Annotated in this window: 20 protein-coding genes; all 20 read right to left on the reverse strand. The window is 65.9% G+C overall.

All coding sequences use genetic code 11. The annotated features are described in order from the left end of the window. Positions 1-58 precede the first annotated feature (58 nt). The 20 genes from HLA98_RS02780 to HLA98_RS02875 are packed head-to-tail and all read right to left on the reverse strand — an operon-like array spanning position 59 to position 13,691. Positions 59-733, reverse strand: a complete 675-nt coding sequence (locus HLA98_RS02780; protein ID WP_057499751.1) for a sigma-70 family RNA polymerase sigma factor — start codon at positions 731-733, stop codon at positions 59-61. A 1-nt stretch (position 734) separates the two neighbouring features. Continuing rightward, entirely contained in the window at positions 735-1,478 is a 744-nt protein-coding gene (fliP, locus tag HLA98_RS02785; protein WP_057499752.1) for a flagellar type III secretion system pore protein FliP, read from the reverse strand. Beyond that, positions 1,468-1,830: a hypothetical protein gene (locus HLA98_RS02790; RefSeq protein WP_057499753.1), complete on the reverse strand. Its 363-nt coding sequence runs from the start codon at positions 1,828-1,830 to the stop codon at positions 1,468-1,470. The genes fliP and HLA98_RS02790 overlap by 11 nt, the downstream gene beginning before the upstream one ends. Beyond that, positions 1,827-2,126, reverse strand: coding sequence for a FliM/FliN family flagellar motor switch protein (locus HLA98_RS02795; RefSeq protein ID WP_080392833.1), 300 nt, complete (start codon positions 2,124-2,126; stop codon positions 1,827-1,829). Before HLA98_RS02795 ends, HLA98_RS02790 begins: the two co-directional genes overlap by 4 nt. Continuing rightward, positions 2,126-2,845: a hypothetical protein gene (locus HLA98_RS02800; RefSeq protein ID WP_129550558.1), complete on the reverse strand. Its 720-nt coding sequence runs from the start codon at positions 2,843-2,845 to the stop codon at positions 2,126-2,128. The genes HLA98_RS02795 and HLA98_RS02800 overlap by 1 nt, the downstream gene beginning before the upstream one ends. Positions 2,846-2,874: 29 nt before the next feature. Then, on the reverse strand, positions 2,875-4,032 hold the full coding sequence (flgF, locus tag HLA98_RS02805; protein WP_057499755.1) for a flagellar basal-body rod protein FlgF: 1,158 nt from the start codon (positions 4,030-4,032) through the stop codon (positions 2,875-2,877). 15 nt (positions 4,033-4,047) lie between these two features. Then, complete coding sequence (locus tag HLA98_RS02810) at positions 4,048-4,467, reverse strand: flagellar hook assembly protein FlgD (protein ID WP_057499756.1); 420 nt, start codon at positions 4,465-4,467, stop codon at positions 4,048-4,050. After that, a complete protein-coding gene (locus tag HLA98_RS02815) occupies positions 4,457-5,212 on the reverse strand; it encodes a hypothetical protein (RefSeq protein WP_160320743.1) in 756 nt (251 codons plus the stop codon). The genes HLA98_RS02810 and HLA98_RS02815 overlap by 11 nt, the downstream gene beginning before the upstream one ends. Further along, entirely contained in the window at positions 5,181-5,633 is a 453-nt protein-coding gene (locus HLA98_RS02820) for a hypothetical protein (protein ID WP_057499758.1), read from the reverse strand. The genes HLA98_RS02815 and HLA98_RS02820 overlap by 32 nt, the downstream gene beginning before the upstream one ends. Further along, complete coding sequence (locus HLA98_RS02825; protein WP_057499759.1) at positions 5,630-6,946, reverse strand: FliI/YscN family ATPase; 1,317 nt, start codon at positions 6,944-6,946, stop codon at positions 5,630-5,632. The genes HLA98_RS02820 and HLA98_RS02825 overlap by 4 nt, the downstream gene beginning before the upstream one ends. Next, positions 6,943-7,596, reverse strand: coding sequence for a FliH/SctL family protein (locus HLA98_RS02830; RefSeq protein WP_080392834.1), 654 nt, complete (start codon positions 7,594-7,596; stop codon positions 6,943-6,945). The genes HLA98_RS02825 and HLA98_RS02830 overlap by 4 nt, the downstream gene beginning before the upstream one ends. Further along, a complete protein-coding gene (locus HLA98_RS02835; RefSeq protein WP_057499761.1) occupies positions 7,593-8,039 on the reverse strand; it encodes a hypothetical protein in 447 nt (148 codons plus the stop codon). The genes HLA98_RS02830 and HLA98_RS02835 overlap by 4 nt, the downstream gene beginning before the upstream one ends. Further along, the gene (gene fliF / locus HLA98_RS02840; protein ID WP_080392835.1) at positions 8,036-9,424 is read right to left on the reverse strand and encodes a flagellar basal-body MS-ring/collar protein FliF; all 1,389 of its coding nucleotides are present in this window, start codon (positions 9,422-9,424) and stop codon (positions 8,036-8,038) included. The genes HLA98_RS02835 and fliF overlap by 4 nt, the downstream gene beginning before the upstream one ends. A 34-nt stretch (positions 9,425-9,458) precedes the next feature. Beyond that, positions 9,459-9,755: a flagellar hook-basal body complex protein FliE gene (gene fliE / locus HLA98_RS02845; protein WP_057499763.1), complete on the reverse strand. Its 297-nt coding sequence runs from the start codon at positions 9,753-9,755 to the stop codon at positions 9,459-9,461. After that, positions 9,755-10,147 carry a flagellar basal body rod protein FlgC gene (locus HLA98_RS02850; protein ID WP_057499764.1) on the reverse strand — a complete coding sequence of 131 codons (393 nt, stop codon included), beginning with the start codon at positions 10,145-10,147 and terminating at the stop codon, positions 9,755-9,757. The genes fliE and HLA98_RS02850 overlap by 1 nt, the downstream gene beginning before the upstream one ends. Positions 10,148-10,149: 2 nt before the next feature. Then, the gene (locus HLA98_RS02855; protein ID WP_129550560.1) at positions 10,150-10,509 is read right to left on the reverse strand and encodes a hypothetical protein; all 360 of its coding nucleotides are present in this window, start codon (positions 10,507-10,509) and stop codon (positions 10,150-10,152) included. Positions 10,510-10,530: 21 nt separating this feature from the next. Continuing rightward, positions 10,531-11,661, reverse strand: a complete 1,131-nt coding sequence (locus tag HLA98_RS02860) for a flagellar basal body P-ring protein FlgI (RefSeq protein ID WP_232015467.1) — start codon at positions 11,659-11,661, stop codon at positions 10,531-10,533. Further along, a complete protein-coding gene (locus HLA98_RS02865; protein ID WP_229301965.1) occupies positions 11,643-12,218 on the reverse strand; it encodes a flagellar basal body L-ring protein FlgH in 576 nt (191 codons plus the stop codon). The genes HLA98_RS02860 and HLA98_RS02865 overlap by 19 nt, the downstream gene beginning before the upstream one ends. After that, on the reverse strand, positions 12,211-12,897 hold the full coding sequence (gene flgA / locus HLA98_RS02870) for a flagellar basal body P-ring formation chaperone FlgA (RefSeq protein WP_160320744.1): 687 nt from the start codon (positions 12,895-12,897) through the stop codon (positions 12,211-12,213). Before flgA ends, HLA98_RS02865 begins: the two co-directional genes overlap by 8 nt. Before the next feature lie 14 nt (positions 12,898-12,911). After that, entirely contained in the window at positions 12,912-13,691 is a 780-nt protein-coding gene (locus tag HLA98_RS02875; protein ID WP_057499767.1) for a flagellar hook-basal body protein, read from the reverse strand. Between the last annotated feature and the right edge of the window lie 11 nt (positions 13,692-13,702).

The following is a 13,702-nucleotide window of genomic DNA, read 5'->3' on the forward strand; positions in this document are numbered from 1 at the left end:
AGCAGCTCAGAGACAAGGCACTAGGGTCCGGCTATGTCCCCCTACGGGAAAACGGGTTTCAATCAACTGCCTGCATGCTGAGTCGCAGCGCATCGAGCGCCGCACGGTGCAGCTGCGAAATGCGTCCCTTGCTCAGCCCCCACTCCTGGGCAAGCTCGATGAAGGGTGTGAACTCGAAGTAGTGCCGCACGATGATCGCTTTCAATCTTGGTGGTAGTTGCTCCACTCCCGCCAGCAACTGGCCGATGGCCTGCTGATCCTCGGCGAAGCGAAGTGCGTCGTGACTGTCGATGGCCAGCGGATTGGCCGCATCGTCCAGCATGTAGCCCAGGCCCAACCCGACGATCGAAGCGACCAGCTCATTGAAGGGGTCATCGGACCCGCCCTGCAGGGTGCCCAGTCGCTCCTGATAGCGTTCGCTCGATGCGCCCCCAAGGATCACGCGCAGGCCATTGAAAACAGAGCCGCGTACCCGGGTCATTGCGTAGGCCTGGAAGGCAATGCCGCGTGCCGGATCAAAACGATCGATCGCCTCCAGCAATCCAATGCTGGCGTTCTGGATGAAGTCGTCCCGATCCGCGCCCAGTCTTGGGAAACGGCGGTGTACCCGCCGCGCGATCGCAGTCGCCCACGGCCTGTAGCGCAGATAGAGGGCATCACGCGCCTGCGAGCAGCGTTGCTCCCTGAGCTGGGACCAAAGTGCCGCCTCGCCGTCCATGGCATGCGTATCCACGTCAGTTCCAGTAGCTGCCCAGCAACGCCTTGGACAGCAACACCCATCCATCGATCAGTACAAACAGCAGTATCTTCAAGGGCAGGCTGATGGTGGTCGGTGGCAGCATGATCATGCCCAACGCCATCAATGCCGCAGCGACCACCAGGTCGATGAGCACGAAAGGCAGGAAGATCACGAAGCCGATCTGGAAGGCGGTCTTCAGCTCGCTCAGCAGGAACGCAGTGACCAGATGGCCGAAGCGGATATCGTCCATGGTCTTGGGCGCCGGCGCCTTGGCCATCTCGATCACCGTGCGCAGGTCCGATTCGCGTGTCTGGGAGACCATGAACTCACGCAGCGGCCGGCTGCCCAGTTCGATGGCCTGCTGGGCGGTGATCTGCTCACTCATGTAGGGTGCGATCGCATCATGGTTCATGCGATCGAGGACCGGCGACATGGTGAAGTAGGTCATGCAGATCGCCAAGGTGATCACCACGCTGTTGGGCGGCGTCTGTGGAATGCCCAGCGCATGCCGCAGCAGGGACAGCACGATGATGATCCTGGTGAAGGCAGTCATGCCGATCATCAGCACCGGAATCAGCGACAACATCGTGAGGATCACGAAGTTGCGCAGCGCGGGTGAGTAATCCTGCTTCAGCGCCTCGGCCACCGCGTCCTCGGTCGGGCCCGCCCACGCCTGCCCGGCCACCAGCATCAGGACAGCGACCAGCGGTAGTACGCGCCAGCGGCGGTCAGCCTGCATCGGTGGCCTCCGGCTCAGCGCGTCCGGTGCCGGGCACAATCTGTGCATGCGCGGTGGACTCCACCACCGTGAAGACCGCTACACCGTCGCTGACCCGGTACAGCCGCGTGCGCGGACTGAGCCGCAGCACCTGCTCCACCCTCAGGCCCAGTGGCATGTCCGCCGCTGCGGCCGGCGCCACGCTCCAACGCCGCAACCAGCCTTTCCGGCGCGCGACGTAAAGAGCCGCGATGGCGAGCGCAAGCAGCAGGCATGCGATGAACAGGGGCCCCACCAGCGTCGTGCCAACGCTGCCCGCTTCGCTCTTGAAGCGGATGGGCGCCGCGGCCAGAACGAACACCGCAGCGGTCATGCGATCTCCAGGATCCGCACGGCAAAGTGGTCATCAATTGCCACCAGCTCCGCGCGTGCGACCGCCTTGCCATTGAGCAGCAGCGTCACCGGTGCTTCCAGCTGCTCGTTCAACACCACCTCGTCCCCTGCCTTCAGGCCGAACAGCCGGTCCACGCTCATATCGACCGTGCCGATCTGCGCGCTCAGCGCCACCTGCACATGCCGGATCAGCGCGATGCTGCGCTCAGCCGCATCGCCCTGTTCCGCCTGCGCCGGCTCGGCGCGCACCGCTTCCAACACCGATGTACGTTCCATTACTTCATTCCTGGCTGGGTTGTGTCATTGATGCAGCGAAGTGCCTTGCGGCCCTCGGACGAATGCAGGCTCGCGCTGAACACGGTGTGGCCGTCGGCCGACTGCAGCTTGACCACGGCATCGGCGATACGCGAGGTGCGCAGGGTTTCGCCGGGCCTGAGGGTGCTGGCAACATCCAGGTCGGCACTGCCCAGCTCCAGGGTGGCGTACAGACTCACGGTGGATGCCAGCAACGCGCTGCGACGCGACGCCAGCACGGGCCCGGAGGCACCGACCGGAATCGGCACGAGTGCGTCGCAGGCAGCCAGTGGCAGATACAGCAGGGCCTCGGCACCTGGCAGCGACACGCTGAAGCACAGCACGCCATGACGCGCGTCGCACAAGGCCGCCATCGGCGCAGCGCCGGCGATTACCTCTGCAGCCGATGGCACCAGTTCACGCAACAGATCGGCAAAGGCGCGGCGGCCTATTCCTGCCGCAATGGGGCTGGACTCCCCGCCAGGAACTGCGGCCAGAGCGGCTGCAATCCGCTCCAGGCCATTGTTGCCAAGGTACGCGAAGGCGCCGGTTCCCGTGCAGTGCCACCACTGCCCCGGTGATGATGGCAACGCAACGTCCGCCACCTCCACTTCGCAATGGCCGGGCTCGGCGGCCCACTGGGTGCGCCAATGGTCCAGCCGCTGCTGCAATGCTGCTTCGATCTGCGCAACGCGCGTCACGCCATGCCGCCGGAACGGAAGGACCGTCATCACCCGCCCCGCGTGCTGTTGTACAGCTGCTCAATCATTTCGTTGCTGACCGTCATCACCCGCGAGCTGGCCTGGTAGCCGCGTTGGATCACGATCATGTCGGCGAACTCCCGGGTCAGGTCCACATTGGACATCTCCAGGCTGAAGCCGCGGATGCGACCAAAGCCAGTGTCGCCCGGGCGCCCGATATCGCGTTCCTGCACGCTGGCGCCTGCGATCAGGCGCCCGCCCTCCAGGTGCAATGCGCTTTCATTCGGGAACAAGGCCAGTGCGACCTGCGGACCACTGCGCTTTTCCGTTTCGGAGTAGGTCAACTGCATCACGCCCTTGTCATCGAAGGTGATGCCGTTGACGGCCAGAATGCCGTGGCCATCGGTCACCTTGGCCGACAGGCTGCTGGTGGTTCCGCTCAGCGAGGTCATGCCGGTCAACGTTCCGGGGGTACCGAAATCCAGCCGGATCGCCTGCGCGCCGCCCGGCCCCTGCAGTACCACGTCCATCCCTGCGTACCCGGTCAATGGCGTGCCGTCGGTACGGAAGCGCACTTCGCCGCTGCCCACGGCCTTTCCCGAGGAATCGGTCACGGTCACCAGGAAGCTGCCCGGCGTGTTGGCGGTGTTGTTGGTGAACTTGACCGAAAGCACGCGTGACGCACCGGAGGCGTCGAACACAGTCACCGCATTGATGTTGGTGGTGGTCGAGGACGGCGCGATGTTGCCGGTGACGCGCACCTGGCTGGTCCCCACAGCTGGAATGTTGCGATAGCTGTCCAGGTCGATCGCGACCATGTTGCCGCTGCCATCCAGGCCCATCACCTGGTAGCCATTGACGCTGTCCACCAGAAGGCTGTGCTCGTCGAAGCGGAACTGGCCGGCGCGGGTGTAATGCAGGTCGCCAGCGGGGTCGCGCAGCACGAAGTAGCCGTTGCCGTTCACCGCCAGGTCGGTGGCGTTCTCCGTCTGGCGGATGTCGCCGGGGTTGGTTCGCATGTCGTCACCGGTGATGCGCGATCCATAGCCACCTTCCACGTTGGTGAAGAACGCATCACTGCCACGAAACCCAGGTGTATTCATGTTGGATACGTTGTTGGACACCGTATCCAGGCTTCGCGAGAAGCTGAACATGCCGGAAAGACTGTTGAACAGGGCTTGGAACATGGAGGTCCGCCTGGGTCAGGGTTTGACGAGGGAGATCTGCGACAGGCGGATGCCTGTGCTGACTGATCCGGTGGCGTCGCGCACGCTCAGCTCCGGACCGGCGCTACCAAACTGCACCGCCACCACCGTGCCCGAGCGGGTCACGCCAAGATTGGTCAGGTCCACCTGGCGATTGAGCAGGCCCACGGCCTGGTCGGAGGCACTCATCGCCAGCATCGACGCGGTGTTCTCGCTGAGTTGACGGGATTGTTCCAGTGCGGAGAACTGCGCCAGCTGGGCCAGGAACTCGCGGTTGTCGACCGGCTCCAGCGGGTCCTGGAACTGCAGCTGAGCAAGGAACAGGCGGATGAAATCTTCCTGGTCGATCGTACTGCTCTGTGCCAGTGCGGAGTTCTGCTGGGTGCCCAGTGAGCTTCCGATTGCATCAACGGCCATGCATATCTCCGGTCGGTTGAGGATAGGTGTGGGTTGCACGCCAAAGCTCGCGCGCATTGATGACGATCCGCTGCAGCTGCAGACCGTGTTGTCCGGCGAACGCCAGCAACCGCTCTGCAAGCGTCTGTGCATCCTGCGCATCCAGGCGGTAATCGCGGATGCGAATGCTCAGCCCCTCGCCTGCGGTCCTGCCCCAGCGCAGCAGGCGCGCCTGCCATCGCTCGCCCAGTTCAGACAGTGCAGCGCTGGCGCCCACTGCATCGGCAGCGGTAGAGGCTGCGGTGACTCGCGCGTTCGGAGCGGCGAGGGCGACGGCAGCGGCCGCGCTCATTCCGGACATGGCGGCCACCGCCGGCGCGGCGCTGGCAGCGGCCATGCTCGGGCTGCCTACAGAGGAACCGGGGTATGCCGCGAGAGGCGTGCGCGAAGGCTGCATCGCTTCAGCAGCCGCTCGTGTGCCGGCGAGCATCTGCGACAAGGCGTTGTTGGGCAGCAGCTGCCATGCCAACAGCATGGCCTGACCAGCGCCATGCTCATCGGAAGCCGCGATGTCGCGCGCAATGGGCCCAGCGTCCCCGGTGGTTTCAGGATGTGGACGCGATGGACTGCCGCCCACGGACTCGCGGAAATCACGCGCAGGGCCGGCCACGGGGGGGCGGACGGGGCGCGGCACCGCATCGGGCTCGCGTGCCCCCATGCCCGCTGGCATGCGGTCAATCATGCGGGCCTCCGCGCAGGCGGCCACGCAACTCCACCAGCGAATCAAAGACATGCTTCTCGGCCGTGTCGCGTTCGATCGCAACCACACGCGTTGCGCGGTGCGCCACCGCGCGGGCCATGCGGTGCGCCGTTTCGTGCTGCTCGCGCGCGACCAGGGCATCGTCCTCGGCGTGCTGCAAGCGCTGTTGGCACACCTGCACATCCCGCCATGCGGCTTCCTCCATGCCCGCACTCGCGGTCAAGCGCGCCAGATCCAGCAGAGGACTCTGCAGCAGCCTCAGACGCTGCTCGCTGGCCGCCTGCGCACGGTCCTGCACGGCCGCGACCGCAGCAGTCGCCTCCGCAACCGCGCGCAGCGCCATCTGGCGGGCCGCCGCAGCGCGGTCTTCACCGAAACTGCGCCAGCGCTGCAGCGCATGCAAGCCCTTGCTGCGCGGGACGCTCATGCCGCCCCCTGCAATGCGGCTGCCAGGCGGCGGTAAGCCGCTTCGCGCGGGGTCGCCTCGCTGGGCGGCTGTTGCAGCACGGCTTCAAGATGCGGCCGCTGCTCGATGATCCGGTCCAGTGTCGGGTTGGCGCCCTTCTGGTGTGCCCCCAGCTCGATCAGGTCGCGCGACGCTTCATACAGCGCCAGATGGCGTCGCGCTTCACGTGCCAGTGCCAGCTCATCGCTGCTGGCCACCGCATCCATCACCCGGCTGGCACTGTGCAGGACATCGATGGCCGGATGGTGTCCGCGCGCGGCCAGCTCGCGGGACAGCACGACGTGGCCGTCGAGGATGGCGCGCATATGATCGGTCACCGGCTCATTCATGTCATCGCCTTCCACCAGCACGCTGTAGATGCCTGTGATCGAGCCACCCGCCTGCAGCTTTCCGCAGCGCTCGAGCATCCGTGGCAGCTGCGCGAACACCGATGGCGTGTAGCCACGGAAGGTGGGTGGCTCGCCGACCGCCAGGCCGATTTCGCGCTGCGCCATCGCAAAGCGGGTCATCGAATCGACCACCAGCAGCACCGAACGGCCGCTGTCTCGGAAGTACTCGGCCACTGCGTGGGCGGCGTGGGCCGCATGCACGCGGGTCACGGCCGTCTCATCGGCGGTCGCCACCATCACCACCGACCGGCGCAGTCCGGTATCGCCCAGGGAGTGGCGCAGGAAGTCGCCCACCTCGCGCCCACGCTCGCCGATCAAGGCAAGCACGGTCACGTCGGCCTGTACCTCCCGTGCAAGTGCCCCCAGCAACGTACTTTTGCCAACACCGCTGCCGGCGAAGACGCCGATCCGCTGGCCTTCACCCAGGGTCAACAGGGTGTCGACCGCGCGGATGCCCGTGGCCAACGGCGTGTCGATCGGCGCACGATGCAGGGGATTGATCGGCGTCCGGCGCAACGCGTAGCGTTGCGCGCACTGCAGCGGACGGCCGTCGATCGGCTCGCAGAGTGCATTCACCACGCGGCCAAGCAGGGCGTCGCCGACCGGCACTTCCAGGGCACGCTCGCAGGCACGGATCTCCTGCCCCGGAGCCAGGCCGTCGATCTCGCCGAACGGCATCAGCTGGGTGCGCCCCTGGCGAAACCCGACCACCTCGGCCAGGATCGGTGCACGCCCGTCGCGGTCGATATGGCACAACTCGCCTACACCGACCTCGGGGCCAAGCGCCTCGATCACCAAGCCGTTATAGGACGCCACCTGGCCGAGGCGACGCACCATCGGCGCCGCGGCAATGGCTTCAAGCAGGGTATCGCAGGCAGCCGTCATTGCGCAGCCCCTGCGCTGGCCAGCCCCTGCAGGAAGGCCGTACGCAATGCATCCAGACGCACATCCAGCCCCACATCGTCGATCCCCAGCGGACTCTCGATCCGGCACTGGCCCGGCTGCAGGCGCGCGTCCGCTTCGATGAGGATCTCCGCGCTGGCCAACGCCTGCGCGTACGGCACGTCCAGCGGAGGCAGCCGCAACCGCAACGGGCGCTGCTTCTGCTCGGCCAGCGCCTGCCGGCAGGCCTGCGCGATACGCTCTTCGGCAGGCAGCGTATCCAGCACGCGAAGCATGGCGGCATAAGCCAGTTGTGCCGCCGTTGCCAGCGTGGCGCGTTCCAGTTCAGCGAGCTGCGTGGGCAGCTGCACCGACCACTGCGCCAGACGTGCGCGCTCATCCTGCAGTTCCGCCAGGGCCTGGGCATGACGCTGATGGCAAGCCAGTTCCGCAGCAGCCACCGCATCACGGATCTGCGCATCGGCCTGGCGCATGCCTTCGGCATGGCCAGCTTCACGTGCTTCCTGCAACCGCTGCAGGCGCTCCTGCTCCGGATCGATACCGATCACAGGCGGCGCCGTCACTTCGGCGGACGCGAACAACGTCCCCAGCCTTACCACCCTCGGTTCATCAGCAGCCAGTCGCTGGATCATGCGGCGCGCTCCACCGCCGCCAACTGCATCGCCTCTGCCTTGAGTGCATGGGCCAGGCGCGGCGGCAGTGCGGGCACCCTGGCTAATTCGCGCGCCACCACCGCACCGCGTGACGGCTCCAGCAGCGACACGCAGAACGATCGATCCAGCTCCCCCCAGGCCGCCAGTACGCGTGCGTACCAGGCATCCGGCAGGTGCGCCGCCAATCCCATCAACTGCTCTACATCCAGCGACGTTTCGCTGGTGAGTCCAACCAACTCGTCGGCCAGCAGCGCCTGGGCAAGCTCGGCGATGGGCAGGCGCAAAGCCTGCAGCTCATCCACCAGTCGCTTGATCCGGGATGCCGCGGCCGGTGGCAGCTGGGCAAGCAGCTGGCGCCGGTCGGACGCCGCCAGCGTGGCCAGCGTCAGGGCGCACTTGCGTTCGCCGCGCGAACTGTTCATGGCGCCCCACCCTCGGCCAACCAGCCACGCATCTTGGCCAGAACGGCGTCCCGCTCGGAGCGGCTCAATCGCTTCGGACGTCGTTGCGTAGCCAGGATCGCAATCCCGCCCAGCAAGGCACCGGCAACGGCGATCAGGGCCCAACGGATCCAGGGGGCCGATGCCGCCGTCTGCTTCACCGGTGATGTCGGCTGGGAGGGTGGAGTGGCCTGCGTTGCACCCAGCGCAGTGACGGTACGGGCCGCGCCGGGTGAGGCATCCCAGCGCTGGCCGCGGCCAAGCCGCGACACCGCCAGGCGGTCTCCTCGCACCTCGTTGATGCCGGCCGCGGCTGCGACCAGCGAGCGGATCCGCTCGACCTCGCTGTCGTCCAGGTTCGGTGGCAGGATGACCGCCACGGACAGCGTCTCGATCCGGCCCGGGGCGCGGGCGATCTCCTGGCGGGCGGTGCCGTGTACGAAGGTGGACTCCTCCTCGTTCTGGTTCTGCCCACCCTCGCTGCCTCCCGAGTGACTGACTCGCTTGTTGGCGAGCAGGCCGTTGCCATCGCCCCCCTGCGCCAGCAGCCGTTCGCTCACTTCACGAACCGCGTCGAAGTTGAGGGTGGCCTCCACCGACACACGGAATTCTCCGTCATGCAGGACCTGCCCAAGCAGATCCACGATTCGCGCCTGCAGGCGGTTCTCCAGCCGCTGGTCTTCTTCGGCATGTCCCTGCAGATCGGCATCGTTGGTACCATCTGTGCTCGCGGCTGCAAGCAGACCACCATCGGAATCCAGCACCGAGACCTGGGTCGGTGCCAGACCCTCCACAGATGCGGCCACCAGGCTGCGTACGCCATTGATCTGCTTGCGGGTCAGGCGCTGGCCCGGCTCCAGCGCCAGTGCGACAGATGCCTTCGAGTCATCATGCTGATCGGCGAACAGGCCAGGACGGCGGATGGTGAGGTGCACCCGCGCACCGGTGACACCGGGAAGCGCAGCGATGGTACGTTCGATCTCGCCCTGCAGGGCGCGTTGGTAATTGACCCGCTGCGCGAACTCGGTGACACCGAAGTCCGAATCGTCGAACAGCTCGAAGCCGACATGTCCCCCACGCGGCACCCCGGCCGAAACCAACCGCATGCGGGTGTCATACACCTGATCGGCCGCTACGGTGATGCCGGCGCCGCCGTCGGTGATGGTGTGTGGCACCTTCCATTCGTTGAGCGACGCGACCACCTCGGCAGCATCGCGTTCATTCATGTTGCCGAACAGCAGCTGCTGCCGGGGCGTCATCACCCACCACAGGGTCGCAATGGTCAGCGCCAGCAGCGCGACGATGCCGATGATCAGGCCAATCCGCGCCGGGCGCTGCAACGAAAGATAGAAATTCCTGGGATCCATGGACTCGGCTTGATAGATGAGAGGGAGCAGTGGCTTACAGCTGGATCCGCGCCAGTTCCTGATAGGCCTCTACCAGGCGGTTGCGCACTTCGGTAGCCAGGCTGAGATCCAGGCGTGCCTGTTCCAGTGCGATCATCACTTCGTGCACCGGCACGTCACGTCCGGCGGCGAGTGCGCGGACCCCGGTCTCGGCTACATCCAGGCTGTGCTCGACATGCCCAACTCCACTGGCAAGCCATCCGGAGAAGTCCGCCGCAGGGGTGGCCGGCGCCGATATGGCCAGACTCTGTCCCTGTTCCAGCCCGATTGGGCTGATTGCCTCGATGCTCATCACTTGGCCCCGATTTCAAGCGAACGCAGCATCATGCTGCGCAGCAGGTTGAACGAACGTACGTTGGCCTCATAGCCACGGCTGGCCGTCATCAGGGTGGTCATTTCCTGCACCAGGTCGACTTGGGGAAAACGTACCTGGCCATTGCTGTCGGCCAACGGATTGCCCGGGTCATGGACCACACGGGTAGCCGCCGGGGTCTGCTGCAGCGTGCCACCCTGCCCCAACCAGTGGCCGAACGAGCTGCCATTGCCGACCTGCCACAGCGTCACCTCCTGACCGGCAGGCACGGCGAGGTTGGCGGCCGCGATATTGCGACTGGCCGCATCCAGGCGCAGGCGCTCGTAGTTCAGGCCGTCACGCGCCACATCCAGTACTGAATCGATCGGCATGCTCAGTTCCTCCCGACTACGGCCAGACGCATCAAGCCGAACTGCCGGTTCAGCGCTTCGGTCAGTGACTGGAAGCCGACGCCTACCCCCACCAGTTCACTGACCTGCGCATCCAGGTTCAGCGGCGTTTCCAACGGACGGATATCCGGCTCACGCACGTGGGCGATTGCCTGCCGCAGCCCATCACTGCGGCCCTCCACGGCCGCATCGAGCATCACCTGATACTGCGAGAAGTCCGCACGCAGCGCCAATGCACCAGGCATCGAAGCATTGGCGATGTTGGAATTGGCGATCTCGGCGCGGCTCTGGTACATGCCCAGCGCCAGCCGGATCGCGTCGATGGTGGTCTCACTGCTGGACATCATCAGCGCTCCTGTGTGCATTCATTGGATGACGAGTTCGCCGTCGAGCGAACCGGCAGCCTTGATCGATTGAAGTACGGCAATGACGTCGCGCGTGCTCAGATGCACTGCGCGCAGCGCCGAGATCAGGTCAGCGACGGTGGCGCCTTCAGGAATGCGTACGAGCGGCGCCTCTGGATCTTCGGCCTTGATCGTGGTGCTGGGCACCACCGCCGTGGCAATGCTGTGCCCAGGGCGGTAATAGATCCCATCAGGCTGTGATACCTGGTACTCGGTGCGGATCTCCACGCGCAGGCCCGCATGGGAAATGCCCACCTGGCCCAGCCGCACATCGCCGCCGGCGACGACCGTACCGGTACGCTCATTGACCACTACCCGCGCCGGCCTGTCCTGAACCACCGACAGATTCTCCAAGCGCGCGATGCGCTCCACCAGGTCTGCGGGTGGCGCGGCGAAAGACACCGTGACCTTGCCTGCGTGCGTCGCACGCACCGTCGATGTCGGCTCTGCACTGCGGATCACGCTGGCGATGCGGCTGGCATTGGTGAAGTCGGGCTCGTTGAGCAGGATGCTCAGCTCATGCCCGTCTCCGGCAACAGGCAATGGTGATGCCCGTTCGATGCTGGCTCCGGACGGAATCCAGCCCACCGTGGGGTGGTTCTTCTGCAGCGATGCGGTGACCCCCTGAAACTGGTAACCACCCACAGAGATGGCGCCCTGCGCCATTGCATACAGTCGACCGTCAGCAGCCATCAACGGCGTCAGCATCAACGTGCCACCGGTCAGGCTACGGGCATCACCCGACGAGGCGACCTGCACATCCACCATCTGTCCCGGCTCGGCAAACGCAGGCAACTTGGCGGTGACGATCACCGCCGCCACATTGCGGCTGGCAATATCGTCCTCGACCACGTTGACGCCGAAGTTGCGCAGCGTGTTGGCCACCGACTGAACGGTGGCGCGGTTGCGCTGGGAGTCACCGGAACCGGAGAGCCCGAACACCAGACCGTAGCCTGTCAGCTGGTTCTCGCGGACACCCGCGACTCGCGCGATGTCCTTCACCTTAACTGCGCCGGCGTGGGCCGCGCCGGCGTGGAAAAGTGTGGCCAGGAGTAGAACCGCGATCGAGATCCTCACATCAACCTCAGCCACTTGAAGAATCGGTAGATCACACTCTGGCGCTGGGACTCACTGACGATGCCCACGCCATCCAGCTCCAGTTCGGCGTTCGCGATACGGTTGGACCACACCGTGTTCTGTGCAGACACGTCCTGCGGGCGCACGAGGCCTTTCAAGCGGATGCGCTGGTTCTCGCCATTGACGGTGAGCGTCTGAGCACCCTCGATACGCAGGCTGCCATCGGGCTCCAACGCCACGACCTGCACCGAAACCTGCGTCCTTAGCTCGCCAACGCGTGTGGTCTGTGCGCCACCTGAGTTACTGCCGCTCAGGCCAACATCGGCGTTGAAATCGGTACTGGGGGAGCGCAGCCCGGCACCAAGATCGAGCCTGCTCGACGCGTCGGTGGCGGCTTGCGATTTGGCCCGGGTTGCTTCCGCGACGTACACAGTAATGACGTCACCCAGGCGATAGGCCCGATGGTCCGCCGCCAGCGCGCGGTACCGTTCGGGTTCAACCAGGCTCTGTGCCTGAGCGGCCTGGGTAGCCAGCAAAGCGCCCAGCAGGGTGGCAGCAGCCTGTTTATTCATCGACCACCACCTCTGCCGGAGCGCTGACCCGTGCCTGCACTGCCCGCTGCGATCCCTGCGGACGGACCTGGATGCGCTCACCCAGCCGTCCACTGGCCAGTGCCGTTCCCGCCACTACGATGCGGACGGCGCCGCGCTCCACCGCCAGGGTCACCTGCTGCTGTGCCGCAACTTCGGGTGCAGCCGCAAGATCCTCGGCCAGCACCGGACTACCGGCATGCACCGCGCGCCGCAGTCGCTTGCCTCGCAGGTCGGCCAGTGTGGCAATCGCGGGCCCTTCGCAACAGGCCATGTCGATGCGGACGGGCGTTGCCTGCAGCTTCTCCCCCGGAACCATCGCCGGATAGTCGTTGCTGTAGGCCAGCACTTCGCGCAGGTCGCTCGCTGCAAGCCATACCGTGACAAGGCGGCGCGTGCCCCTCGAATCGGTTAGGCGCACCGGGACCGAGGCGCGCGCACGTGGCCAGCGCCCGGCAACCGTACCGACCTCGACCTCGGGATCAGCACCGACACCTGCGACATCCGCCACTCGGCCCAGCACCGACACGATCGCGGTACTGCCCTGTGCCTGCAGGCGAGCCTGAACTGTCTCCACCACGCGGGCAGCGAGGTACTGGCCTGGCAACGGCGCAGGCGTGGAGTGGGCGGGCACCGGCGTCGCCAAGGCAACCATCAGCATCAAGGAGTGCATGATCAGCGACGCAGGTTGTTGATGGTTTCCAGGACCTGATCTGCAGCCTGCAGCACACGCGCATTGAGCTGATAGGCGCGTTGTGCCATCACCAGGCTGGACATCTCTTCGATCATCTGGACGTTGGCCATTTCCACATAGCCCTGCTGCAGCTTGCCGCTGCCGGCCTCACCGGGTACCGCGTAGCCGGGCGAGCCGGCGGCAACGGTGGCGGTAAAGCGGTTGTCGCCCACCGACTGCAGGGCATCGGTGGCACCGAACACTGCCAGCTCGATCTCGCCCAGCACGGTGCGCTGGGTCTCGCCCGGCATCAGCACCGAGACCTCGCCAGCGCTGGATACCTCCAGCTTGGTCGCATCGAGCGGGATCTGCGGGGCGTTTGCCAGGCGGGCGCCCTGCAGGGTGCGCAGGCTGCCTTCGGCGTCAAGCCTGAACTGGCCGTCGCGGGTGTAGGCAACGCTGCCGTCGTCCAGCTCCAGCTCGAACAGCCCGGAGCCGTTGATCGCCAGATCCAGCGGATTACCGGTCGCGCGGATATCGCCGGTCTCGAATTCGGCCAGGGTGGCACTGATGCGGGTGCCACCCGGCATCGCCTGCGCGGGTGCTGCCGGCACCGTGGCATCGAGGGCCGGTTGCATTGCGGCACCCGCCACGTCGGCAAAGTTGACCCGGCTGCGCTTGAAGCCCGGAGTCTGCATGTTGGCGACGTTGTTGGAAATCACGTCGATCTGTTTCTGCTCGCTGCGCAAGCCGCTGGCGGCGATGTAGAGGGCATCGATCATCTGGGTCGCTC

It is taken from the genome of Stenotrophomonas africana, assembly GCF_013004645.1.
Taxonomy (GTDB): domain Bacteria; phylum Pseudomonadota; class Gammaproteobacteria; order Xanthomonadales; family Xanthomonadaceae; genus Stenotrophomonas; species Stenotrophomonas africana.